Annotated in this window: 20 protein-coding genes; 12 read left to right on the forward strand and 8 right to left on the reverse strand. The window is 42.0% G+C overall.

Going from position 1 to position 23,059, the window contains the following annotated elements; translation table 11 throughout:
- Positions 1 to 366, forward strand: a 366-nt coding sequence (locus V7K62_RS03665; RefSeq protein WP_442937219.1) for a WD40 repeat domain-containing protein, incomplete at its 5' end; no start/stop codon positions are given.
- Between the two features lie 490 nt (positions 367 to 856).
- On the forward strand, positions 857 to 1,453 hold the full coding sequence (locus V7K62_RS03670) for a transposase (protein WP_334861798.1): 597 nt from the start codon (positions 857 to 859) through the stop codon (positions 1,451 to 1,453).
- Positions 1,454 to 1,467: 14 nt separating this feature from the next.
- Here the strand turns inward: V7K62_RS03670 and V7K62_RS03675 are convergent, their stop codons facing one another.
- Entirely contained in the window at positions 1,468 to 1,593 is a 126-nt protein-coding gene (locus tag V7K62_RS03675; protein ID WP_334861800.1) for a hypothetical protein, read from the reverse strand.
- Between the two features lie 165 nt (positions 1,594 to 1,758).
- Between V7K62_RS03675 and V7K62_RS03680 the strand changes: the two genes are divergently transcribed.
- From V7K62_RS03680 to rppA, 7 genes are all read left to right on the forward strand, one after another.
- On the forward strand, positions 1,759 to 4,776 hold the full coding sequence (locus tag V7K62_RS03680) for a UPF0182 family protein (protein ID WP_334861802.1): 3,018 nt from the start codon (positions 1,759 to 1,761) through the stop codon (positions 4,774 to 4,776).
- A 131-nt stretch (positions 4,777 to 4,907) separates the two neighbouring features.
- A complete protein-coding gene (locus V7K62_RS03685) occupies positions 4,908 to 5,603 on the forward strand; it encodes a DUF305 domain-containing protein (protein ID WP_334861804.1) in 696 nt (231 codons plus the stop codon).
- 297 nt (positions 5,604 to 5,900) lie between these two features.
- A complete protein-coding gene (locus tag V7K62_RS03690) occupies positions 5,901 to 7,526 on the forward strand; it encodes an efflux RND transporter periplasmic adaptor subunit (protein WP_334861806.1) in 1,626 nt (541 codons plus the stop codon).
- On the forward strand, positions 7,526 to 10,642 hold the full coding sequence (locus tag V7K62_RS03695; RefSeq protein WP_334861807.1) for an efflux RND transporter permease subunit: 3,117 nt from the start codon (positions 7,526 to 7,528) through the stop codon (positions 10,640 to 10,642). The genes V7K62_RS03690 and V7K62_RS03695 overlap by 1 nt, the downstream gene beginning before the upstream one ends.
- 60 nt (positions 10,643 to 10,702) lie before the next feature.
- Positions 10,703 to 11,188 (forward strand): hypothetical protein, encoded by a 486-nt coding sequence (locus V7K62_RS03700; RefSeq protein ID WP_334861809.1) that lies wholly within the window; start codon positions 10,703 to 10,705, stop codon positions 11,186 to 11,188.
- A gap of 290 nt (positions 11,189 to 11,478) precedes the next feature.
- The gene (locus V7K62_RS03705; RefSeq protein WP_334861810.1) at positions 11,479 to 11,958 is read left to right on the forward strand and encodes a DUF2808 domain-containing protein; all 480 of its coding nucleotides are present in this window, start codon (positions 11,479 to 11,481) and stop codon (positions 11,956 to 11,958) included.
- 84 nt (positions 11,959 to 12,042) lie between these two features.
- Positions 12,043 to 12,753 (forward strand): two-component system response regulator RppA, encoded by a 711-nt coding sequence (gene rppA / locus V7K62_RS03710; protein WP_334861811.1) that lies wholly within the window; start codon positions 12,043 to 12,045, stop codon positions 12,751 to 12,753.
- A gap of 32 nt (positions 12,754 to 12,785) precedes the next feature.
- Here the strand turns inward: rppA and V7K62_RS03715 are convergent, their stop codons facing one another.
- Positions 12,786 to 12,977 (reverse strand): hypothetical protein, encoded by a 192-nt coding sequence (locus tag V7K62_RS03715; RefSeq protein ID WP_334861812.1) that lies wholly within the window; start codon positions 12,975 to 12,977, stop codon positions 12,786 to 12,788.
- A 187-nt stretch (positions 12,978 to 13,164) separates the two neighbouring features.
- Positions 13,165 to 13,410, reverse strand: a complete 246-nt coding sequence (locus V7K62_RS03720; RefSeq protein WP_334861813.1) for a hypothetical protein — start codon at positions 13,408 to 13,410, stop codon at positions 13,165 to 13,167.
- A 134-nt stretch (positions 13,411 to 13,544) separates the two neighbouring features.
- On the opposite strand from V7K62_RS03720, the gene rppB reads away from it, so the two are divergent.
- The gene (gene rppB / locus V7K62_RS03725) at positions 13,545 to 14,933 is read left to right on the forward strand and encodes a two-component system sensor histidine kinase RppB (RefSeq protein WP_334861814.1); all 1,389 of its coding nucleotides are present in this window, start codon (positions 13,545 to 13,547) and stop codon (positions 14,931 to 14,933) included.
- Positions 14,934 to 14,940: 7 nt separating this feature from the next.
- On the opposite strand, the gene V7K62_RS03730 is transcribed toward rppB, so the two are convergent.
- Together V7K62_RS03730 and V7K62_RS03735 are read right to left on the reverse strand one after the other, a co-directional pair.
- Positions 14,941 to 15,525 carry a Uma2 family endonuclease gene (locus V7K62_RS03730; protein ID WP_334861816.1) on the reverse strand — a complete coding sequence of 195 codons (585 nt, stop codon included), beginning with the start codon at positions 15,523 to 15,525 and terminating at the stop codon, positions 14,941 to 14,943.
- A 116-nt stretch (positions 15,526 to 15,641) separates the two neighbouring features.
- Positions 15,642 to 16,280: a peroxiredoxin gene (locus V7K62_RS03735; RefSeq protein WP_334862160.1), complete on the reverse strand. Its 639-nt coding sequence runs from the start codon at positions 16,278 to 16,280 to the stop codon at positions 15,642 to 15,644.
- Positions 16,281 to 16,759: 479 nt separating this feature from the next.
- Between V7K62_RS03735 and V7K62_RS03740 the strand changes: the two genes are divergently transcribed.
- Positions 16,760 to 17,179, forward strand: a complete 420-nt coding sequence (locus V7K62_RS03740) for a hypothetical protein (RefSeq protein WP_334861818.1) — start codon at positions 16,760 to 16,762, stop codon at positions 17,177 to 17,179.
- Positions 17,180 to 17,191: 12 nt separating this feature from the next.
- A complete protein-coding gene (locus V7K62_RS03745; protein ID WP_334861820.1) occupies positions 17,192 to 19,210 on the forward strand; it encodes an NACHT domain-containing protein in 2,019 nt (672 codons plus the stop codon).
- 13 nt (positions 19,211 to 19,223) lie between these two features.
- Here the strand turns inward: V7K62_RS03745 and hpsP are convergent, their stop codons facing one another.
- From hpsP to hpsN, 3 genes are all read right to left on the reverse strand, one after another.
- On the reverse strand, positions 19,224 to 20,432 hold the full coding sequence (gene hpsP / locus V7K62_RS03750) for a hormogonium polysaccharide biosynthesis glycosyltransferase HpsP (RefSeq protein ID WP_334862162.1): 1,209 nt from the start codon (positions 20,430 to 20,432) through the stop codon (positions 19,224 to 19,226).
- A 330-nt stretch (positions 20,433 to 20,762) separates the two neighbouring features.
- Positions 20,763 to 21,938, reverse strand: coding sequence for a hormogonium polysaccharide biosynthesis glycosyltransferase HpsO (hpsO, locus tag V7K62_RS03755; RefSeq protein ID WP_334861822.1), 1,176 nt, complete (start codon positions 21,936 to 21,938; stop codon positions 20,763 to 20,765).
- Positions 21,939 to 21,984: 46 nt separating this feature from the next.
- The gene (gene hpsN, locus V7K62_RS03760; protein WP_334861824.1) at positions 21,985 to 22,965 is read right to left on the reverse strand and encodes a hormogonium polysaccharide biosynthesis glycosyltransferase HpsN; all 981 of its coding nucleotides are present in this window, start codon (positions 22,963 to 22,965) and stop codon (positions 21,985 to 21,987) included.
- Between the last annotated feature and the right edge of the window lie 94 nt (positions 22,966 to 23,059).

Raw genomic sequence — 23,059 nt, forward strand, 5'->3', positions numbered from 1 at the left:
CCTTTGCGTGGTCATGAAGGTTCTGTCTATTCTGTGGCCATCAGCGGCGATGGGCAGACGATTGTCAGTGGCGGTCGTGACGGCACAGTGCGGTTGTGGAACCTGCAAGGTCAGTCCTTGGCTGAACCTTTGCGTGGTCATGAAGGTTCTGTCTATTCTGTGGCCATCAGCGGCGATGGGCAGACGATTGTCAGTGGCGGTCGTGACGGCACAGTGCGGTTTTGGCGCGGTGGTTGGCGTGCGTGGTTGCAAGTCTGTTGCGACAGGTTGCGTTACCATCCTATTTTCACCAATCCGCAAACAGAGGAAGCAAAAGCCGCTTGCGAAGTCTGCCGTAAATATGTTTGGAGTAAAGAACGTGGGTAGGGGCACGGCAATGCCGTGCCCTTACAATGGTCTGTACTTAATTATCTCCACCATTTAGGCTCAGAACTTCAGTTTTCACCTTCAGAACTCGAAACTTCCACCTCTGAACTCGAAACTTCATGCTCATAACTGCAACATCCGAGATGCAAGGGTGAATGATGGTGATTTAAGGGCGAATATTTTCCTTATTATTCCATCTTTACAAACCTGCAAACTCAAGCTACTACAAATATCTTGCGTAGGGGCACAACAATGTTGTGCCCTGATATAACTGTTCACCCCAGCCAAGAATTTATTTGTAATTTCCCGTAGAAGAATTAGTATCACTCAAATGTAATACGCACTGTGCAAAACAATATTGTTTATCGTTGAGATGCCAAACAGGTTGGAGGGCACGGCAATGCCGTGCCCCTACGTTGTGTATATGGGTGCAAATAAAAATCATCGATTAAAATAAACACATATTGCTAATAACTACATATAAAAATTCATGCCTTATGATCCACAAATACATCACCGCCATTCTATTCGCTTGAAAGGCTACGATTATACCCAACCTGGTGCATATTTCATCACCATTTGCACCAAAGCGCGGCAATGTTTATTTGGTAATGTAGTTAAGGGCGAAATGCAATTAAATTCTTTAGGTAATATTGCCTTCAACTGCTGGCAAACAATACCCGATCACTTTCCCCATGTTGAATTAGATACCTTTGTAGTCATGCCTAACCATCTACACGGTATCCTAATCATGACTGAAAAACACGCTGGAGAGCAACAATGTTCTGCCCTCAATCAAGATCTTGACTGCAACACAGAAAAATTCGGTAAACCTGTACGTGGTTCTATTTCTACAGTTATTCGTAGCTATAAAGGTGTTGTCACCAAAGGCATTAATATAATTTGGCAGACCAAAAGACAATCAATCTGGCAACGCAATTTTTATGAACATATTGGAAGAGAGCAAAAATCTATAGATAATATCCGAGAATATATTTTAAATAATCCCCAGCGTTGGGCAGATGATCCAGAAAACCCGCAAGATAATTTTGACGATCGAGATTTCCTGTTTGATATCCCTTTTTAATTTCAAACCCTGTGTTATGTCATAAATATCAATTCGCGTTGGGATGCAAGACGCGATCGGGGCACAACCGCGATCGCGGCACAAGATTGTTGTGCCCCGACAATGACTAGAACTAGATTGTTAGCGATCGCTGATGGCACAAATCCGGTTTAAAATTGAAGCATTTTGGCATTCAGACGCAGAAGTTTGGCTCGACAAGAGTTAATTCAGGTAGCTTCATCGATGGGTGCGTTGTTTATTCCTCAGTTGAAAAAGATGCTTTAATGCAGTAAGGTTGGCTTTGCAGATAGTTTGGCTGCCACGGAATGTATTGGAAATGGGGCTTTAGACTATTAATTGTATTCTTGGGGCTGTGGCTACTGTTGGATCTAGGTTCCCGCCTGGGAGTAGATATCTTTTGGTTTCAGGAAGTCGGCTATCTTCAAGTATTTTTGTTGAGGCTAGTAACTCGTGGAGTTTTGTGGGTAGTCGTGGCTGGAATAACTGCTGCCTATCTACTGCTAAACCTGGCTCTAGCACAAAGGCTGAAGTATCCCAAGTCTCTGAAGATTGAATCAGCAGAACTCAACAGTCAATTCACAAATTTTTATCCAACACGCAACGAAACCCGGATACTTGCACCCCAAAGCTTTCAAACATTAAGATTGCGCTGGTTATTACCTTTAACTCTGGTACTGAGCTTGTTGATTGGGTTAATGCTGGCTCACTATGGTCAAATTGCTCTTTTCTACTGGCATTCTCCAGTTAATCAGGCTATTTTACCCATTCCCGCCCTATTTCGACCGGAGACAATCTGGCAACTTTTGAGGCAGATTGTCTCTCAAGTCTGGTATGTCGGTTTAATTGTGGGAGTAGCGATCGCCATCTTAATCTATCCCCAATTTTTATTAACCGCGATCGCAATTCTCTTCAGTCCCATTTTTGCATTCATCCTATTCCGACACTGGCCAAAGGTGCTGCAATATTTCCACCCCACGCTTTTCAACAGCACGGAGCCTTTATTTGGTCGAGATATCAGCTTTTACGTATTTTCCTTACCCGTTTGGGAACTCCTAGAACTCTGGCTGATGGGATTATGTTTGTATGGCTTTGTCGCCGTTACTCTCACTTATCTCCTGTCAGGGGACAGTTTGAGTCAGGGAATTTTCCCCGGTTTTTCGCCCCAGCAGCAGCGTCATTTATCCGGTATGGGTGGCTTATTAATGCTGGTAGTGGCTCTGAGTTATTGGCAAAGTCGCTATGAACTCGTGTATTCTAGCCGTGGAGTGAGTTATGGTGCCAGCTATACCGATGTGACAGCCCAGTTGCCAGCTTATACCGTCTTGTGCATCCTGGCAGTAGCGATCGCCTTTTACCTACTTTGGCGATCGTTTTTCTGGAAACCCAAATCTCAGTCTCGTCCTTTACTATTTTACGGGTTAGGGGTTTATCTAGTATTAGTTGCAGCTGCTAACATTGTTCTACCTACTGTCGTGCAATATTTAATTGTCCAACCTAATGAGTTGCAACGAGAGCAACCCTACATTCAGCGTACTATCGCCTTGACTCGCCAAGCATTCGATTTAGAGGCGATCGATGCCAGAACCTTCAACCCGCAAGGAACATTGACTGAAGCTGATATTCAAAAGAATGCCTTGACAATTCGGAATATTCGCCTTTGGGATGAGCGACCACTGTTAGAAACTAACCGTCAACTGCAACAAATTCGACCGTATTATCGGTTTCCCGATGCCGATATTGATCGATATACTCTCAAAACAGCTGAAACTTCCCCTCGACCATCTGCCCCGCCAAAGCCACCAGAACCTAAGCAGAAACCAGTTGAATCAGAAGGGCGGCAGGTACTGATTGCCGCACGAGAATTAGATTACAGTGCCGTACCACAGGAAGCTCAAACATGGGTTAATCGCCATTTAATTTATACCCACGGTTTCGGGTTTACTGTTAGTCCAGTTAATACAGTTGGGCCGGGTGGGCTACCAGAATATTTTGTCAAAGATATTAGCGGTAATAGTAGCGCCCTCACAACTTCTAATCAAGCCGTTCGTCAAAGTATTCCCATTCGACAACCCCGGATTTATTATGGTGAAATTACTGATAGTTATGTGATGACTGGCACAAAAATTAGAGAGCTAGATTACCCTAGCGGTAGTGAGAATGTTTACAACTCTTATGATGGTCTGGGTGGCGTTGAAATCGGTTCAGCATGGCGACGGTGGCTATTTGCGATGTATTTGAAAGATTGGCAGATGGTGCTGACGCGGGACTTCTTGCCAGATACAAAAGTGCTACTTCGACGAAATGTCAAGGAAAGAATTCAAGCGATCGCACCCTTCCTGAAATTTGACAGCGACCCTTATTTAGTAGCTGCTGCTGCTAATCAAGATTTTCCAAGTAATCCCAGTTATCTTTACTGGATTGTTGATGCCTACACGACGAGCGATCGCTATCCCTATTCCGACACTGGTAGCGATGGTATCAACTACATTCGCAATTCTATCAAAGTAGTGATTGATGCCTATCACGGCACTGTTAACTTTTATATTGCCGATCAGAGCGATCCGATCATTGCCACTTGGTCAGCGATATTTCCCAAGATGTTCAAACCGCTCAGTACAATGCCAGTCAATCTCCGCAGTCATACACGCTATCCGGTGGACTTTTTCAAAATTCAATCTGAGCGGTTGATGACCTACCACATGACCGACCCCCAGGTATTTTACAATCGGGAAGACCAGTGGCAAATCCCCAACGAAATCTATGGCAGTAAACCCCGTCCGGTAGAGCCGTACTATTTGATTACTAGTCTACCAACCGTAGCTTTTATTGGCGATCGCGTCTCTGATAGAGTTGCCTCTGGTAGAGAAGAATTTATTCTGCTTCTACCCTATACTCCCAAACAACGGACTAATTTAATCGCTTGGTTAGCGGCGCGATCGGATGGCAAGAACTACGGTAGGCTGGTACTATATGTCTTTCCTAAAGAACGCCTGATTTACGGGACAGAGCAAATTGAGGCGCGGATTAACCAAGACCCAGTAATTTCTCAGCAAATTTCCTTGTGGAATCGCCAGGGATCGAGAGCTATTCAAGGCAATCTACTAGTAATTCCCATTGAGCAATCGCTGCTGTATGTCGAGCCAATCTATCTAGAAGCCACACAGAATAGTCTGCCGACTTTGGTGCGGGTAGTCGTGGCTTACGAAAACCGGATTGTCATGGCACAAACCTTAGAACAAGCATTGCAAGGAATCTTTAAACCAGAAGTTACACCAGCCCCGGCGATTATTCGTCCCTTTAAAGAAGCAGCCCCGCCAGGTTAAGCGATTTTGAGACTAAATGATCACCGCATTTGGTTATCGACTTGGTAAAAGTTGGCGGGGATCTTTAGATTTCATCCTCATTTCATTAGTTCATTAGATCATTAGAATTAGAAAACTGTTAGGTAAGATTTATGCAACTGCTATCTTTGAGGAATGGCTTTTTGGTATTAACCTTTGGTGCGATCGCTTCATCTGGTGGGTTAATCACAGGCTGTACTAATGCTGCTTCTCAGAACCAAAGCCAAGCGCCAAACGCAACCGCTACCAATACTAGCGACAAGCAACAGATGAACCACGGTAGTGGTATGAATCACAGTATGGCAATGGATTTAGGCCCAGCCGATGCTAATTTTGATTTACGGTTTCTCGATGCGATGATACCACACCATCAAGGGGCTGTGGAAATGGCGAATGTTGCACAGGAGAAATCAAAACGTCCTGAAATCAAAAAGCTAGCAGACAATATCATCAAATCGCAAAACTCAGAAATAACTCAGATGAAGCAGTGGCGACAAGTTTGGTATCCTAGCGCGGGAGATAAACCAATGGCTTACAACAGTCAAATGGGGCATACGATGGAAATGTCATCTGACCAAACCAAAGGCATGATGATGAGTCAGGATTTAGGTGCAGCTGATGCTGAATTTGATTTGCGCTTTATCAATGCGATGATTCCTCACCACGAAGGGGCGGTAACAATGGGGCAAGATGCCTTGAGTAAGTCTAAGCGTCCTGAAATCAAGCAATTAGCCCAAGAAATTATTAAAGCCCAAGATATAGAAATTAAACAAATGCAACAGTGGCGAAAAGCTTGGTACAACAAGTAAACCTAAGTAAAGTTTTGCGGAAAATCGTGGCGTTTTTAAACGCAGAGTTAGGCAGAGTGTTGCCAAATTAATTCGCTACAAATTAATGAAATGCTGTACTAAGTCTCTGCGTAGAGATGCAAGTAACTGATATGCATTTATGGTTAGGGATTTTGGTTATTTCAGGAGCGATGTCTACGATGGGCTACGCCTACGCAGAATCATTTCATCCTAATTTCATTTCTCAATGGAAGACTGGGTAGTGAAACCGAACGATAGTATTTTCTCTGCCTTTGTATCCAAAAACTTTTGATAGCGATGCCTAAATCCTATTCTCAACCACTTACAGTTATTCGCTGTGTTTCTGGGACACTTTTCAACCTTTTGTTACTTGCTAATCCCGCAGTTGTTTTGGCTCACGCCGGACACGGAAATGAATTTCAAGGAGGAAGTGAAACAACTGGTGCTACTAGTTCTATTCAAGTTGATGCTCAAACAGCCAAACGGCTAGGAATTAAAGTTGAACCTGTCAAACGCCAGCAGCTAGCTGTTGGTATTAAAACTACCGGACAGATTGAAACTCTACCCAGCCAAAAAGTGGAAGTAAATACTCCAATTTCTAAAGCGAAAGTGGTTGAGTTATTGGTTGAACCTGGTGTCATGGTGAAAAAAGGTCAACCAGTTGCCGTTTTATTCAGTCCTGAACTGGTGGAACTGCGGGTTAACTCCCAAGAAAAACTTGCCCAAGGTCAGGCTGATTTACAGCAAGCACAGGCTGATTTAAGGCTAGCTCAACAAAACCGCGATCGCTATCAACAAATAGCCGCAGCTGAAATAGCTCAAGCACAGAGCCAAGTGGCTTATGCTCAAGAAAAGTTTAACAAAGATCGACAATTAGCTGATGCTGGCGCTTTACCACGTCGTAACGCTCTTGAATCCGAAACTCAGTTAGCTCAAGCCAAAGCTGACCTTACGAAAGCCGCCAGTCGTCGGGACGTTATTGAGGCAGAAAATCAGCTAAAACGCGCTGATTCCGCTGTTCAGGTCGCAAAGTCTCGTATCCAACTAAGTAATAGCATTTATCAAACTCGGCTTTCGCAATTGGGAACCCGCGCCAATGCTCAAGGAATTGTTACCGTAATATCTCCAATTTCCGGCAAAGTTGCGGATAGGGAAGTTACTCTCGGTCAATCATTTGAGGATGCGGGTGGGAAGTTGATGACAATTATCAATGACAGTCGCGTTTTTGCCACCGCGAATATTTATGAAAAAGATTTGAATCAGCTAAGAAGTGGTCAACAGGTAAGGGTCAAAGTTGCTTCTATACCTAACCGTACCTTCATCGGACGAATTACCCGAATTGCTTCTGTGGTGGAAGGGGAAACGCGAGTAGTACCAGTGCAAGCTGAACTAGAAAATTCTAGTGGAGTGCTAAAACCAGGAATGTTTGCAGAACTAGAAGTTGTTACAAACCAAACATCATCAGCCATATTAGCAATTAAGAGTGCGGCTGTAGTTGAAGCCAATGGCAAAAAACAAGTTTATGTACAAAATGGCAACGCCTATCAGCCTGTTGAAGTTACTTTAGGTGAAACCTCTGGGGATATGGTTGAGGTCAAAACTGGCTTATTCGAGGATGATTTAATAGTTACTGTGCGATCGCCTCAGCTTTATGCTCAGTCTTTGCGTGGTGATACTAAGCCAAAAGTAGACAAACACCCGGAAACCCCTATACAGGCTACAACAGAGCCAGCACCACTGTGGCTGCTGGGAGCAGGAACAGCATTAGCTGCGATCGCTTTCATCGCAGGTGCTTTTTGGTCTAATCGTCGCACCAATCAACTTCAACTAGCCAGTTCTGTACAAGTAGATGCATCGCCAGAATGGGTTGATAACCACTGTACAGCGAGTGAAGATTCAGAAATTAAGATTCAGAAAGAATAATGCTGAGTGCGATTATTAAATGGGCGATCGCCCGCCGTTGGTTAATCATTCTGGGTACAATTGTCCTAACGCTTTGGATATTTCGGACAATTATCCAAATGCCGTTGGATGTTTTTCCTACCTTTGCACCACCCCAAGTTGAAATTCAAACTGAAGCACCAGGATTAGCACCAGAAGAAGTTGAATCTTTAGTAACTTTACCAATTGAAAGTGCGATTAATGGTACTCCAGGAATTACAGCAGTACGTTCTTCTAGTGCATCAGGAGTTTCCGTTGTCAAAGTAATTTTTAACTGGGGAAGCGATATTTATCAAGCTCGCCAATTGGTAACAGAGCGATTGCAACAAAGTTCTAGTAAGCTTCCTGAAGGAGTGGAAACGCCACAAATTTCCCCCACCAGTTCCCCCATCGGTACTGTACTGGAATATGCCTTCACTTCTGAAAATACTCCTTTGATGGAAGTACGGCGCATTGTCGATTGGCAAGTAACAAATCGCCTTTTGGCTGTTCCAGGTGTTAGTCAGGTTGTAGCCTATGGCGGCGATACCCGCCAATATCAAGTATTAATTGACCCAGATAAGTTACAAGCCTTTAATGTCAGTTTAGAAGATGTGCAGGAAGCTGTATCTGCTGCCAATGTTAATGCACCGGGCGGTTATTTAATTACCCGCGATCGCGAAAAATTAATTCGAGGTATTGGACGGATTGAATCTATTGAAGAATTACAGCAGTCAGTAATTACTGCCCGCAACGGTACACCTATAAAAATATCCGATGTAGCTGATGTCCAAATTGGTGCAGCTATCAAACGGGGTGATGGCAGTTTTAACGGTCAAAAGGCAATTATTGTAATGATTAATAAACAGCCTCAAGCCGATACTCCTACTGTTACCCGTGCCATAGAACAAGCGATGTCAGAAGTAAAATCTGGCTTACCCGAAGATATTAATATCACCCCTACCTTTCGACAAGAGAACTATATTGATTCTTCTATTGAAAATGTTAGAGAAGCTTTAATTGAAGGCAGTATTATTGTTGCAATTATTCTCATCCCATTTTTGATGAATTGGCGGAATCTAGCTGTTTGCCTAACTACCCTGCCCTTATCCTTACTAATAGGACTACTATTACTAAACTGGCTAGGACAAGGCTTAAATACCATGACCTTGGGAGGATTAGCAGTATCAATTGGTTCAGCTGTTGATGATGCCATTGTCGATGCCGAAAACGTCTATCGTAACCTCCGAGAAAATAAATACTCTCCTAACCCGCGCCCAGTTTTAGATGTGGTATTTTACGGTTGTCAAGAGGTACGTGATTCACTTTTTGGAGGCACTATAATCACCCTAGTTGTCTTCTCCCCAGTTTTTGCTTTGGCTGGTGTAGAAGGTAGTATTTTTATCCCAATGGGATTAGGCTATATAGCGGCAGTTATCGGTTCTAGTATCACAGCACTGACGGTAACTCCGGCATTATGTGCGATCTTATTACCTTACGGTAACTTGCCAGAAAAGGAGCCTTGGATAGCAAGATTTTTTAAGAAGCTTTATCATCCTCTGTTAGGATTTTCTCTGCGGCGTTCTGGAATTATTTTAACCTTAGCTGCTGCCAGTTTAGTAGCAGCTGCTGTGATTGCTCCCTCTTTTGGAAGAGTGTTTTTACCAGAATTTCAAGAACAAACTTTGGTGAATACCCTCACTCTTTATCCTGGTGTATCTTTGGAAGCTACCAATGCAGCTGGAGAAGCACTTCAAGATGCGCTGAAGGGAGACTCTAGATTTCCCTACGTGCAGTTGCGTTCTGGACGTGCGCCTGGTGATGCAGATGCAGCAGGGGTAAATTTCGGACATTTGGATATCGAGTTGAGCAAAGCCGCAATGGAAGACAGGGAGAAAACTATTAAAAAGCTGCGAGAAGAATTTGCTAAATTACCAGGGGTAGCACCGAATATTGGTGGTTTTATCTCTCACCAGATGGATGAGGTTTTGTCTGGTGTGAGAAGTGCGATCGCTATCAAAATTTTCGGTTCAGAATTAGAACAACTCCGCATCATTGGCAGCCAGGTAAATGAAGTAATGAAAAGCGTTAATGGGATTGTTGATTTACAACTTGAGCCTCAAGTACCAGTCGAACAAATACAAATTAAGTTCAACCGCCAAGCTGCTTCCCGATATGGTTTGACAGCAGGAAAACTTTCTAAAATTGTTGAAACTGCTCTCAACGGAAAAGTAGTTTCCCAAGTTTTGGAAAAACAACAAACTTTTGACTTAGTTGTGTGGTTAAAACCAGATGCGCGGCAAAGTCTGGATGCGATTGGCAATTTATTAGTTGATACACCTAACGGTCAAAAGATTCCTGTATCACAAGTTGCTATAATTAGCAATGGCACAGGGCCAAATACGATTAACCGAGAAAATGTTTCCCGCTTGATTGTGGTTTCGGCTAACGCTAGCGGTAGAGATTTGCGCTCTATTGTCAATGAAATTCGAGATAAAGTTAACCAACAAGTGCATCCTCCCTCTGGTTACTATATTCAATATGCAGGGCAATTTGAGGCGCAAGAACGAGCCACTCAGAATATCTTAATTTCCAGTGCGATCGCCTTCGTCGTCATTACAGTAATTATGTATCTTTCAGTCAAATCTATCCCTTCTACCGTCATGATTATGATTAATTTACCTTTAGCATTGGTGGGAGGAGTATTTTCAGTAGCTTTGACAGGCGGTGTTATTTCTATTGCTTCTTTAGTTGGCTTTATCACTCTATTTGGAGTTGCCACTCGTAATGGTTTGCTACTGGTAGATAATTACAATACCAAATTTGCTGAAGGGATGCCTCTTAAAGAAGTGCTTATTAAAGGTTCAATGGAACGGCTTAACGCTATTTTAATGACAGCTTTTACCTCAGCTTTAGGATTAGCACCATTAGTAGTTGACAGTGGCCCTGGTAAAGAAATTTTGCAACCCCTTTCAATAGTAGTGTTAGGTGGCTTATTTACCTCTACAGCATTAACACTGTTAGTTATTCCAGCTTTGTATTCTCAGTTTAGGAAGTTTTTGGTTCCTAAAAATAGTATATCAATACAAAATATTGATGTAGTCAAATACTCAGTGTAATAGCTAGACTTTTCTGTTTATATGTCTCAATAGTTGATTGTTTTGATCAGGAGTAAATCAATGATTTCACTAAAGTCAAGTTTTGTTGTTATAGGAAGTGTAGGGCTGCTTTTTCTGGGAGCTTGTAGTAATAGTAATCAAGCAGCTAATACCGAAAAAAGTCCAGCTATTTCTACCTCAAATACTAATTCCCCAGCTTCACCTGCTGCCAAAACATCTAGCCAGCATGGTGAATCTAAAGGAGGTGAAGTTGTGGAGACAGGAGCCTATCATTTAGAGTTTGTACCTGAGAAAGAAGCTAATGGAACTCACATGGATTTCTATTTGCTAAAAGGCGACAATCACGAAACAATATCTAATGCTAAAGTTAAGGCTCAAGTTCAAACACCTGATGGAAAACAGAAAACTTTAAACCTTGCTTACGATCAAGAAGGTAAACACTATACTGTTTTGCTACCAGAAAAGTCTTCGGGTCAATATCAAGTGAAGATGCTTGTAGATATTGATGGCAAAAAAGTAGACGGACGTTTTAGTTTTAATAAGTAAATCTGTAAGTAATTCTCAGAAAATATCTTAAAAGTCAATACAGTTCAGTTAAGCGTTTTTCTTCTGTCTGTGTACTCTGCGTCTCTGTGGTAGCCTTCGGCAAGCCACTCCGCGTCTACGTTAAAATAACTGACTTTAACAAAGAGTTTCAGCCTTAACTAAACCGTATTAAGACGCACCTAAATTTCATCTTGATTTCATCTGTCTCTGTCAAGCTAGTTAATAGCAGATTTATTTTAAAAAATGAGTCTGATACTAGATTAACAAGATTGATTTATTAAAGATTTGAAATGCTGAAAAAATTCATTTTTACAACTGCGGTGAGTTTGACACTTACAGCTTCGATTTCTGCTGTCTATGCAAGTCAGATACCAGATACTAAGAGTTTTCCTCATATTCTTAGCACAGGACAATTTCCTCAGACTAAATGGGGAACTGTTCGGCATAGTTTCAAATTGGAAATTCCTCAAAAAAGCAATGCTATTACCCAGATAAATATCGAGGTTCCACCTGGTTTAAGTGTAAAAAATAATTTCAGTATTTCTGACCAATCTGGTCGAAAAATTCAGGCAAATACCACTGTTAACGGTAGCAAGATTGCGATCGCTTTTGCCCAAGTTGTTGCCCCTACGAATATACTCAATATTGATATGAACAGGGTAAACCGAAGGGGAACTTCAAATGCTTGGCTCTACCGAGTTTCTGCTAAATTTGTTGGTAGTGATGCAGAAATTCCCATAGGTGTAGCCCAGTTTCGGATCTACTTTTGATAGATTTTTAACCCTTGAAGAGGTGAAGTGGTTGTCAGGATATCCATCTAGGAGATATAAATTAATCGTTGGCGGATAAATTATATGCGAGTCCTGCTAGTCGAAGATGAGCCAGATTTGGGTTCGGCAATTAAGCGCACCTTGAACCTGGAAAAGTATGTAGTTGACTGGGTTTTAGATGGTGATGAGGCATGGGATTATCTAGAAAACCAGTGGACGCAGTACACTTTGGCTATTATCGATTGGATGTTGCCAGGATTGTCTGGGTTAGAACTGTGTAGTCGCCTACGAACACGACGTAATCCTCTGCCAGTTTTGATGCTGACAGCTAAAGATCGGATGGAAGATAAAGTTGCTGGATTGGATGCAGGTGCTGATGATTATCTGGTGAAGCCCTTTGGTATGGCGGAATTGTTGGCGCGATTGCGTGCTTTGCAGAGGCGATCGCCCCAATTTCAATCTAAGGAGTTAACTGTTGGCAATCTGACTCTCGATTACAGTAACAGTATGGTTGTTAGTCAGAACCATCAAGGGGATAAACAGGTAATTCCTTTAACTAATAAAGAATTCCAGCTACTAGAGTATTTTATGAAGCACCCGCACCAAATTGTCACAACTGAACAGATTCGCAATCAGCTTTGGGAGGTGAGTGCAGAACCCGTTAGTAATGTGGTGGCGGCTCAAATACGTTTGCTGCGCCGCAGATTAGCTAATAGTGGCTGCGGGAACCCGATTGAAACTATGCATGGTGTGGGATATCGTCTTAATCTCACTGATGAAAGTCCCTGTTCTTAAGCGGTGTAAGGGAAGAAGTAGAAAGAGTGTTTTTATTTTAATGCAAGGGGATGCATTGGCATTCCAGGGGGACGCATTAACATTGCATCGGGATGCATTGGCATTGCATCGGGACGCATTGGCATTGCATCGGGACGCATTGGCATTGCATCGGGACGCATTGGCATTGCATCGGGACGCATTAACATTGCATCGGGACGCATTAACATTGCATCGGGATGCATTAGCATAGTACCAAAACAACATCACCTCGCTTAAAGGTTTGTTTTGGCTGCGTCATATCATGTCCGCTTGATTACTTATTAAACCCAGGAGTTCCCCACCCCGCCAAAGCTACGCTTTGTCTCCCCTCCCCGCAAGCGAGGAGAGGATTAAGGGGTGCGGTGTAATGACTGTGAGAATCATAACTAATTAACCGGACTTGATATCATAGTTGTCATAAATACTCATTTCCGCACTATCCCAGTCATCTGCAAAGGTTGCTAGATGCGATCGCAAAATCTCAGCTTGCGCTTTGTTAATTCCCTGAGAAGCTAGGTCAATCTCATTCGACCTCATAAAAGTCACAATTACTCGCGTTCCTTCATCTATATCAGTGGGTTGTTCAGTGAGTTCCACTCGACCATTAGGATATATGCCTTCAATATTATTCAGCATTTTTAACCTCATCGCTACAATATAATGCGGTTTATGGCAATATTTTTCTTTTAATTAAAGATATTTAGTCATTTGCTTTTCTGATTTGTTGCATTTGTGCTATAGGTTCAAGCGGCTATTAATAATGTTTTGTTATGAATCAAAATAAACTCTTTAACCTAACGCGGGTGCGTTTGGCTCTGTGGTATGCGCTCGTCATGGCTGTAATTTTAAGCCTATGCGGATTCGGCGTATACAAAGCTGTATCCCATGCTCATTGGGTAGCATTAGACCGAGAATTGGAATCTGTCGCTGGAACAATACACGACAGTATCGAACTGAAACTAAAGCAACCCGGCCGCATTGAACCAGTTGTACAGCAGCTTTTACCAAATATTTGTGTACTTGGGAAAAGATGTATTCAACAGCAGTCAAGTTCTAAACGGCATATTCTCAGCGCCATCCATCAAGGTTACTACTATGTACGTTTTTTTGATAATTCAGGACGCTTGATTGCGATCGCAGGTTCTCATCCAGATGAACTTTCTCTAGTCTTTAACAAGGAACTTTGGCAAACTCTCAAAAACAGCAAAGGCAAGCTATACCACCAAATTTCATTTGGACTGCACACTCAAGACAATCGTGATTGGGGATACATCCAAGTCGGGCGAAGTCTAGAAGATTTCAATAGTTATCTGGATGCTGTGAAATTAATTTTAGTCGTGGGATTACCTACAACGATGGTTGTAGTTAGTGTTGCTAGTTGGTGGTTAGCAGGATTAGCGATGCAACCTATTTATCAATCCTATAGACAAATCCAACAATTTACAGCAGATGTCGCACATGAATTGCGAACCCCTTTAGCTGCAACACAAGCAACGGTGGAATCAGCTTTGTTGATGCCGAAATTGGATGAAATCGAAGCGCGAGACATTCTACAAACTATACAGCGTCAGAATCATCGACTTACTTCTTTAGTTGTTGATTTGCTCCTCTTGGCTCGCCTAGATCGGCAACCTCTGCCATTACGACATGAATGTTGCTTAAATGATATTGTCAATGACTTAATAGAGGAATTTGCAGCGATCGCCTTTTCTGCTCAAGTGACACTAACATCTGCAATTCGAGTGGAGCAACCTCTAAATATCGTAGGTGATTCTGACCAGCTTTATCGTCTGGTTTCTAATTTAATTATCAATGCAATTCAATACACGCCACAATCTGGAAAGGTGACTGTTGTCTTAGATCGCAGTGAAAGTTATGCTGTGATTCAGGTTCAAGATACAGGTATTGGTATTCCACATAAGGAACTGACTCGGATTTTTGATCGCTTTTACCGAGTAAATAGGGATCGCTCTCGTAAAAGTGGCGGTTCTGGATTAGGATTAGCGATCGCTCAGGCAATTATTCATACACATCAAGGTAGTTTAAAAGTGCAGAGTCAATTAGGCAAAGGTAGCACTTTTACTATTCAATTACCCTTCGATGTCACGCCAATTTACCAATTTAAATTACTCTATCGTCGCCAGCCTAAATTTAAATAAAATTTTCTTACCAAACTTTACTCATATTCAAAATAAACCCAGGCAATACCGACTCACCGCTAACAGTCGCAGGATTATCTAAACATTCCTCTGACAATCCAGGACGATAAATATAAAGTTTACGCTGCTTACGGTCAATCAACCAGCCTAACTGTATTCCCGGCTCATTCATATATTCCTCCATTTTTTCCTTCAAAGTCTGGAGGTTGTCGCTAGGAGATTTGAGTTCGACTACAAAATCTGGACAAATGGGTGCAAACTTTCGCTGTTGTTCTGGAGAAAGAGCATTCCACCGTTCTAGTTTAATCCAGGAAGCATCTGGAGAGCATTCTGCACGTGTTGATAGCTTAAATCCGGTACTAGAGCTAAAAGTTATACCTGTACCATCTTGTTCTGACCACACCCATAGCTGTCCTGAGATGTTACCTTGTCGGTTTCCTGTCTCTGAACCAGTAGGGGGCATAATTACCAATTCTCCAAATTTATTCCGTTCAATGCGTAAGTCACGATTCACCTGACAGAACTCAAAAAATTGTTCGTCTGTCATTTGCATTGATGACGGAATTTGCAAAACCAAAGGGGATGAAAACATCGGGATTTCCTCCAGGTTCGGATGCCTAGCCCACTAACTATATTCTCACGCAAAAAACAAAGACGCAAAGTTATATCTTGGCGTCTTTGCTTTTTCATCCGAAATCATTTTCAGATTTACTTGTTAGGCTGAGGAGTTAGCCGCAGATAGGGTTTAACTTCCTTGTAGCCTTTGGGGAATTTCTCTTTGAGTACTTCTGGATCTTTGAGTGAGGGGACAATTACAACATCCTCGCCATCTTTCCAGTCAGCTGGTGTCGCCACGCTGTAGTTATCAGTCAATTGCAGAGAATCAATCACCCGCAAAAGTTCATCAAAGTTGCGTCCCGTGCTGGGGGGGTAGGTGAAAGTGAGACGGAGTTTCTTGTTAGGATCAATCACGAAAACCGATCGCACTGTCACAGCCGCATTAGCATTCGGGTGAATCATATCGTAAAGGTCAGAAACCTTGCGATCGGCATCTGCCAAGATTGGGTAGTTAAGGGTGGTGCCTTGAGTTTCTTCAATGTCTCCCACCCAGCCTTTATGGGATTCTACATCATCAACGCTGAGTGCGATCGCTTTGACATTGCGCTTGTCAAATTCTGGTTTTAGCTTGGCAACTGTGCCGAGTTCTGTTGTGCAAACAGGTGTAAAATCAGCAGGGTGAGAGAACAGCACTACCCAGCTGTCACCTGCCCATTCGTAAAAATCGATGTCGCCGTGTGTTGAGGCTTGCGTAAAGTTGGGTACTGTGTCACCTAGACGGAGAGCCATGTGAGATTCCCTGTAGTTAGAAAAGCATATATATTCTAGTATGCCATCATGACATAAACCCCGATTTTCCCATCGGAGTTTAGCAGTTTGAAACAAAATTTTAAGTTTCAAGCTCACGAACTCAACTACGATTGACTTACCAACGCCCAATATTGCAATAATAAGCATAATCGAAAATCGAGCGTCAACATAAACCGACAAATTAAGTCGCTAAAAATCGTTTTCTGAGACTATCTGACTAGAAGGATTCAGTCATGAATGCAGTTACAGAGTAGGGATTATTCACTTTTCTATGGATTTCTGCTAGTGGTGTCTTCGTCCTGTCTTTTACGGTCAGTGAACTTATCCTCAGCTTTTAATTGATACTCGCTTATCTTTAGGATTTGCCCTTGCCAAGCTTGAACTATCAAAGCAAGAAGGATGCTTGAGGCAGTTTGATTGCTTAGAATAACTGTAATCGCAATTATTAGGATGTAATTATGTCAGAAGAAAAATTTTCACAATCATTTAGTGGTAGCGAGTTGTCAGGTGGAGTGCAGGTAGGGCAAGCTGGTCGTGATGTTGTTCAATCACAGCACGTTAATGCCACTGAGAAAGCGCTCAAATCAGCAGATGTCGTTGAACTCTTAACACGCATCGAAGAACTAGTTCAAGGTGCAAATCTGGCGGAACCCGAAAAAGAAAAAGCAATTAGGTATTTAAATGCAGCTAAGGAAGAGGTTCAGCAAAAGGAACCTGACAAAGATTTGGCAGCTAAAAGCTTGAAACGTGTGGCTGAAACTCTAAAAAATGCAAACGAAACAGTAGAGGCAAGTACCGGACTTTGGAAAAAGGTTCAACCTATCCTTACACAACTGCTGGGCTGGCTGGGCGTGGCAAAAAGCTTCTTTGGATACTAGGGAAATAGGTCTATGAGTCAACAGCCTACTGATGAACCGGATTTTAAACAGAAATTTGAAGACTCTTCAGCGCAAGAGAGTCAGTTTGCCCAAGCAGGTAAGACAGTTAACCAAAACCAATCCACAAATAATTTTTACCTATCTTCCCGGAAGCGATCGCATTCGAGCGACCGAAGTGAGCAGGAACGGGATTGGGTGCTAGAAAAGATGATTACTGAAGTTGCAAATTGGCACCATAGCCGTTTACATAATAAACATCTGCTAAACCTGCTAATGCAAGAAAGACCTGAGCTAATACCGCCAGGAAATCAAGCATATAGGGGAGGTCGAAATTCAACTTCTCCGCAACCCAAACGAACGAGCATTATAGAAGTATTTGATGAGGAATACATTGCAGGCAAGTTACTGATTTTGGGTGAACCAGGGTCAGGCAAAACCGCCACCCTAATGCAATTGGCTAAGGAACTAATCACTCGCGCTAAAAACGATCCAAACGAACCAGTACCAGTTTTGTTTAACCTCTCATCTTGGAAGCCCAGTAAATACAGGAGAGTCAACAGAAGGGATAAAGAAAGTCTTCGTAACTGGCTGCTGGCTAAACTCGAAACTCTGTATACCGTTCCCAGGGATCTTGGACTAAAGTGGCTCAAGTCTCAAAAACTGTTGCTGCTACTTGACGGTCTAGATGAACAGTCATTTAGGATTCAACTACGCTGTGTAAAAGCAATTAATGAATTGTTTCTTCAAGGGATTTATGAACCGAAACATCTGATTGTATGCAGTCGTCGAACAGAATACGAAAAGATCCCCGATGAGTTAAAACTCTCTCTCAATATGGCAATCTGTTTACAACCCTTGGACAAGGTAAAAATTCAAAATTATTTAATAGAAACCAAATACCAAGATTTATGGCAGAGAATTCAGTATAGTTCAGAACTATTGGAGTTACTCGAATCGCCGCTAATGCTGCATCTCCTGATTTCAACGCCTAAGGATAACCAAATATTTATTGATCAAGATCAAAGCTTAAATTCCACTCAAGCATATAGACGGGCTTTGTTTGATAATCATATCGACAATCAATTTTCTGCCGAAACTAGACAGCAGGCTAGATATAGATTGATATGGTTAGCCAGAGGATTGACAGAGGATAACCCAACTGAGTTCTTGATTGAGGAAATGCAGCCTAGTTGGTTACTAGATGAGAATGAGAGACGCATGTATCGTATTGGAGTAGGACTGATTATTGGACTAATTATTGGATTGGTAGGTGCGCTGATTAGTGGGTCGATATCTTCTGTGTTGATTGGCGGGTTGATAGGGGCGCTGATTGGGGGCTTAAGCTTAATAGGTGCGCTGATTAGTGGTCTGAAGGAAAGTAGTATCAGACCATTTGAGACTCTAAGATGGTCTGCCAAAAGAGCACCATGGCGTAATCTGAATAATGGGTTGATATCTGTTGGGCTGGGTGAAGGGCTGATTTTCGGAGTGATTTCTAATTTGGGTATTACTGACAGTAAAAACTTTTATCAGATATCAAACTTGGTACTATTACTGAAATCTAGGATAGATGTTTTGATTGGTGGCCTAATTAGTGGATCAATGAGTGCGTTCATTAATGGATTGGGCGAGTCTGATAATGTAGAAAATAAGGTATATGCTAATCAAGGTATTCGGAAGTCAGCATTCTATGCTGTAATTTTTGCGCTGGTATTTGGAATAATCGGTGTGCTACTTGGCTGGTTCATTAATTTCTTTATCTCAAATCAAGAGTTTTATTTTGAAAAGTTTCTTGGGCTAATGGGTGCACTGATTGGTGGGCTAGTACCGGGCGTTGCTTGCATTGAACATTTTGTGCTACGGCTCATTCTTTACAAAAATAACTATATTCCCTGGAACTATGCCCGTTTTCTCAACTATGCTACACAGCAAGGGCTTCTGGAAAGAGTCGGTGGGCGCTATCGTTTTATCCACAAGTTACTTCAAGACCATTTGCTTGCTCTTGAGTTAATTGATTACAGAAAAACTTAAAGTTGAATTGTCCTTAAAACTTTTTGCGGAAATGATTGGTGTGGGCTGCTAGAATTTTCTCGTAAGCTTGGATTGTTTGCTTTGCGATCGCATCCCAGCTAAAATTTTCTAAGGCATATCTTTGGGCGTTTAATCCCCGTCGTTGGCGTTCTGCGGGATTTTGCAAAGCTTCTTGCAGTAACTCTACCAGTGCTTGGACATCTGTTGCACCTACCCAACCTGACTCACTATCACGTATCTGTTGACAAATATGCACTTGGTCAGAAATGACTACGGGTACACCTGCTACCATCGCTTCAGCTACAGCAATTCCAAAATTTTCGTAGTAGGAAGGCAAGACAAATAAATCAGCAGCTTGTAGTAAACTAACTTTGAGTTCACCAGTGACAAAGCCCGTAATTGTAGTGTGCGATCGCAGTGGTGAATTTTGAATTTGGGATATGATCTTTTGTTCATAATCTGGATCTTGAGGATTTGTCCCAGCTAAAACAAAATGAAATTTGTAACCAACTGCTAACAGCTTTTCTAGCGCTGGAATCAACAAATTCAACCCTTTTTTAGGGTCAATTCGTGACATAAATAGCACCAACGGCACATCCTTTGGTATTTGCAAATGAGCAGATACAATACTTCCCCCCTTTTGAAGGGGGGATTGAGGGGGGATCACACCCAAGGGAATTACTAAATCTGGCGTAGATACTCCAAAGCGTTCTGATATTTTAGCTTCTTGATCGCTGGTAAAATGAATAGCTGCCGCACTAGCTAAATTTTGACGTTCTATCATTGCGACATAAAGCTGTTTTAATTGCTTTTTCTTCTGTAAATCAGCTGGATCGAGAGTACCCAAAGGACGGAAAATATAAGGTAGCTTTTGCTGACGACACACAATAGCAGCAGCACTAATTATTGGCGAGAATAGAGCATGAATATGTGCTATGTCAAACTCGTGAGCATGACGTTTTAGCCAGTTTAATAAATCTAGGGAAAATTTGTAGCGACGAAACGGGGCACAACGAAAGTAAATTATTTCATAGCCATCTTGTTTAATTGGGCGATTTAAAGGAACATCCAGAGGTGTTTGACCATTATCACCATTACTATCGGTTGTGAGAATTGTAACTTCCACTCCCTCTTTTACCAACGCTGGAGCTAATCCTAGTACCATTTGACTAGGGCCGCCGTAAATCAAAGAAATTGAGGGAACAATTTGTAATATTTTCATTTTTTTGTCATTTGTTATTTGTCCTTTTTCATTTGTCATTTTTTATTCACTAGATATCTTGCAAAAGTTCCTAATACCCCACACGCCAGATGCTCCACTTGGGGAAATCCCCAGACGCTCTCTACGAGATCCTGCGCGAACGCGGACTCGCTAACGCTGCGCTATCGCCCTTGGCGTCTCGCCTTCTCCCAAAGGGAGCGGTCTCGTAGAGAAGGGAGAAAGAAGACCGCACTGGCTCCCCTTAATCCCCTCCCCGCAAGCGGGGAGGGGAGACAAAGCGTAGCTTTGGCGGGGTGGGGTTCAAATTTTGTGATTTATGCAAGAGGTCTACTAATGACTATTAACCAATTCTTGATAAAACTCTAATTGCTGTTTAGCTAAAGCTTTATTTGTATATTTAATCATTGCTTTTTGATAACCCATTTCACCGAGACTGTGAGCAAAATATGGTTTATCTATTAATTCAACTAAGCAATTAGCAAGGGCTTGAGCATCACCTTCAGGAAATACTAAACCAGCATCGCCAATTACATAGGGAATTTCACCAGAATCAGAACCAATTACAGGTACTTGGCAAGCCATTGCCTCAATTAGCACATGACCAAATTGTTCTTTCCAACCAACAGAAGTTAAGGTTTTAAACTTGTGAGTTGTTTCTGAAGGTAGTACTAAAGTACTCATTAAATTGATATAGTTTGTCACCTCGTCATGAGGGACACTTTCTACCAAAATTAACCGTTCTTTAACATTATTTTCTACCGCTATTTTGATTAATTCAGTTTGCAACTCCCCCCGTCCCAGTAGTAGTAATTTCCAAGGTTTATTTTTCAGGGTGATTAAGGCTTGTAAAAGTGTTAATAAACCCTTTTCTTGCACAAATCGCCCAACAAAACCTACCACAAAATCTCCTTTTTTAATGCCCAAATTAGCTGCTAACTCTGGTTGGGCTTTGGGAGTAAATAGACTTTCATCTACGCCTAATTGTGGCATGACTTTAATTGCCCCTTGATATCCCCGTTGTCGCAAAACTTCTGCTCCATCCTGATTGCCAGAAATAATACCGTGGCTGTGATTGAGGTTATATTTTTCTAATAAAGAAACTGGTAGTTTCAGATTATATGGAAGATTCCACCAAGTAAAAAATACATTTTTTGCCTTGAGTCCTAATAGCTTATTTAAGGCAATCATTTGAGTATAAGCCAATGCTCTAGACCCTTGTTCTACCTGAATGATTTGGGGACGGAATTGTTTTAGCAAAGATATCAAATCAGCACCAAAGGTAAGAAGTCCCTGATGATTTTGACTAAAATTAGAAACTGGAACTATTTTAAATGTGCCTTCATCGCGGTATTCAGTTTCAATAATTCTGTTTTGTACACCACCTGGTTTCCAACGCTTTGGTACTACAACCGTCACTTCAACTCCCGGTTCTAGTTGAGATAAAACACGCAATTTCTCACAGTTGAGGTCTACGATATAAGTGTGACTAGCAACTAAGATTTTCATTGTTATTTGTCATTTATTTAAATAACTAATGCCCAATGCCCAATAACTAAACTTTTTGATCCAATCGACTGTAAATTTGACCATCGTTCCATATTGATTCGATGACAGTACCCAAAGCTTTGAAAAAACCTAAAATGTAGAAAATACCACGGGTGGCAATTTTGACAGGGGAACCGCTTTTGTGACAAGGTGGGCGTCCCAGAACGTGACAGTCAAATAAACGGGCGTATAGGCGTAAAGCTTGAGTCGCAGTGAGGTTTTTCAGCCCCAGTAAGAAATGGTTGTGGTAGAAGGTGAGTTGATATTTCAGCGATCGCATACTAATATCATGACAACCCCCTGTTTCTTCGCCTAAATGCACCAAATGCGCCTCTGGGTCGTACCAAATCTTATACCCCGTCTGTCTCACCCGCAAACAAAAATCTGACTCTTCGCGCACTGCACTACCGCGAAACCTTTCATCAAACCTCAGCCCATACTTAGTAAAAATTTCGCGGCGAAAAGACATATTGCAACCCCTCGCTGTCAGCACTTGTTGGGGTTTGGTGGTATGTACTAAATCAATATGATACCAAGCAATTCCTGGATCCATAGCTTGGGGAGGGAGATATTCAATTTCTAAATCTCCTCCAGAATCACCTAATTTCATTCTGTCAAATACCCGTCCGGCCACAGCCCCCACCTCTGGGTTTTGCAAATAATTTTTTGCATGGGCTGTTAACAATCCTGGGGTTAGCTGAACATCATCATCAATAAATAATATTATTTCACCAGAAGACCGTCGGACTGCATAATTCCGCGCCCCTGGCAAACTCGCCCAATCTAAGCGCAACCATTTAATTTTACCTGCCTTTGCCATCTCCTCTAGGTAGGTTTGAATTTCTGGTTGATGTTTTGGGGTTTGGTCTATAACTAAAACTTCAAAATTCGGATAGTCCTGTTTTAGGATATCCACAATGCTATCTTGTAGCGGTTCTTCTCGTCCGTAAGTCGGAATTACTACAGTAATTAATGGACAACTATTCATGATTTTTATTAAGTAATTTTACTACTTCTATAATAGCCTTGTAAAAATTAATTTTCATGAAATTCAGTAGGCTACCATTGCTTTAATTTACATT

The organism is Nostoc sp. (genome assembly GCF_036917935.1).
Taxonomy (GTDB): Bacteria; Cyanobacteriota; Cyanobacteriia; order Cyanobacteriales; family Nostocaceae; genus Nostoc.

Bases quoted from the DNA above. Each gene is read 5' to 3' on its own strand.
- V7K62_RS03670 (WP_334861798.1), top strand. From the start codon at position 857: ATGCCTTATGATCCACAAATACATCACCGCCATTCTATTCGCTTGAAA.
- V7K62_RS03680 (WP_334861802.1), top strand. From the start codon at position 1,759: ATGTATTGGAAATGGGGCTTTAGACTATTAATTGTATTCTTGGGGCTG.
- V7K62_RS03685 (WP_334861804.1), top strand. From the start codon at position 4,908: ATGCAACTGCTATCTTTGAGGAATGGCTTTTTGGTATTAACCTTTGGT.
- V7K62_RS03690 (WP_334861806.1), top strand. From the start codon at position 5,901: ATGCCTAAATCCTATTCTCAACCACTTACAGTTATTCGCTGTGTTTCT.
- V7K62_RS03695 (WP_334861807.1), top strand. From the start codon at position 7,526: ATGCTGAGTGCGATTATTAAATGGGCGATCGCCCGCCGTTGGTTAATC.
- V7K62_RS03700 (WP_334861809.1), top strand. From the start codon at position 10,703: ATGATTTCACTAAAGTCAAGTTTTGTTGTTATAGGAAGTGTAGGGCTG.
- V7K62_RS03705 (WP_334861810.1), top strand. From the start codon at position 11,479: ATGCTGAAAAAATTCATTTTTACAACTGCGGTGAGTTTGACACTTACA.
- rppA (WP_334861811.1), top strand. From the start codon at position 12,043: ATGCGAGTCCTGCTAGTCGAAGATGAGCCAGATTTGGGTTCGGCAATT.
- V7K62_RS03715 (WP_334861812.1), bottom strand. From the start codon at position 12,977: ATGCATCCCGATGCAATGTTAATGCGTCCCGATGCAATGTTAATGCGT.
- V7K62_RS03720 (WP_334861813.1), bottom strand. From the start codon at position 13,410: ATGCTGAATAATATTGAAGGCATATATCCTAATGGTCGAGTGGAACTC.
- rppB (WP_334861814.1), top strand. From the start codon at position 13,545: ATGAATCAAAATAAACTCTTTAACCTAACGCGGGTGCGTTTGGCTCTG.
- V7K62_RS03730 (WP_334861816.1), bottom strand. From the start codon at position 15,525: ATGTTTTCATCCCCTTTGGTTTTGCAAATTCCGTCATCAATGCAAATG.
- V7K62_RS03735 (WP_334862160.1), bottom strand. From the start codon at position 16,280: ATGGCTCTCCGTCTAGGTGACACAGTACCCAACTTTACGCAAGCCTCA.
- V7K62_RS03740 (WP_334861818.1), top strand. From the start codon at position 16,760: ATGTCAGAAGAAAAATTTTCACAATCATTTAGTGGTAGCGAGTTGTCA.
- V7K62_RS03745 (WP_334861820.1), top strand. From the start codon at position 17,192: ATGAGTCAACAGCCTACTGATGAACCGGATTTTAAACAGAAATTTGAA.
- hpsP (WP_334862162.1), bottom strand. From the start codon at position 20,432: ATGAAAATATTACAAATTGTTCCCTCAATTTCTTTGATTTACGGCGGC.
- hpsO (WP_334861822.1), bottom strand. From the start codon at position 21,938: ATGAAAATCTTAGTTGCTAGTCACACTTATATCGTAGACCTCAACTGT.
- hpsN (WP_334861824.1), bottom strand. From the start codon at position 22,965: ATGAATAGTTGTCCATTAATTACTGTAGTAATTCCGACTTACGGACGA.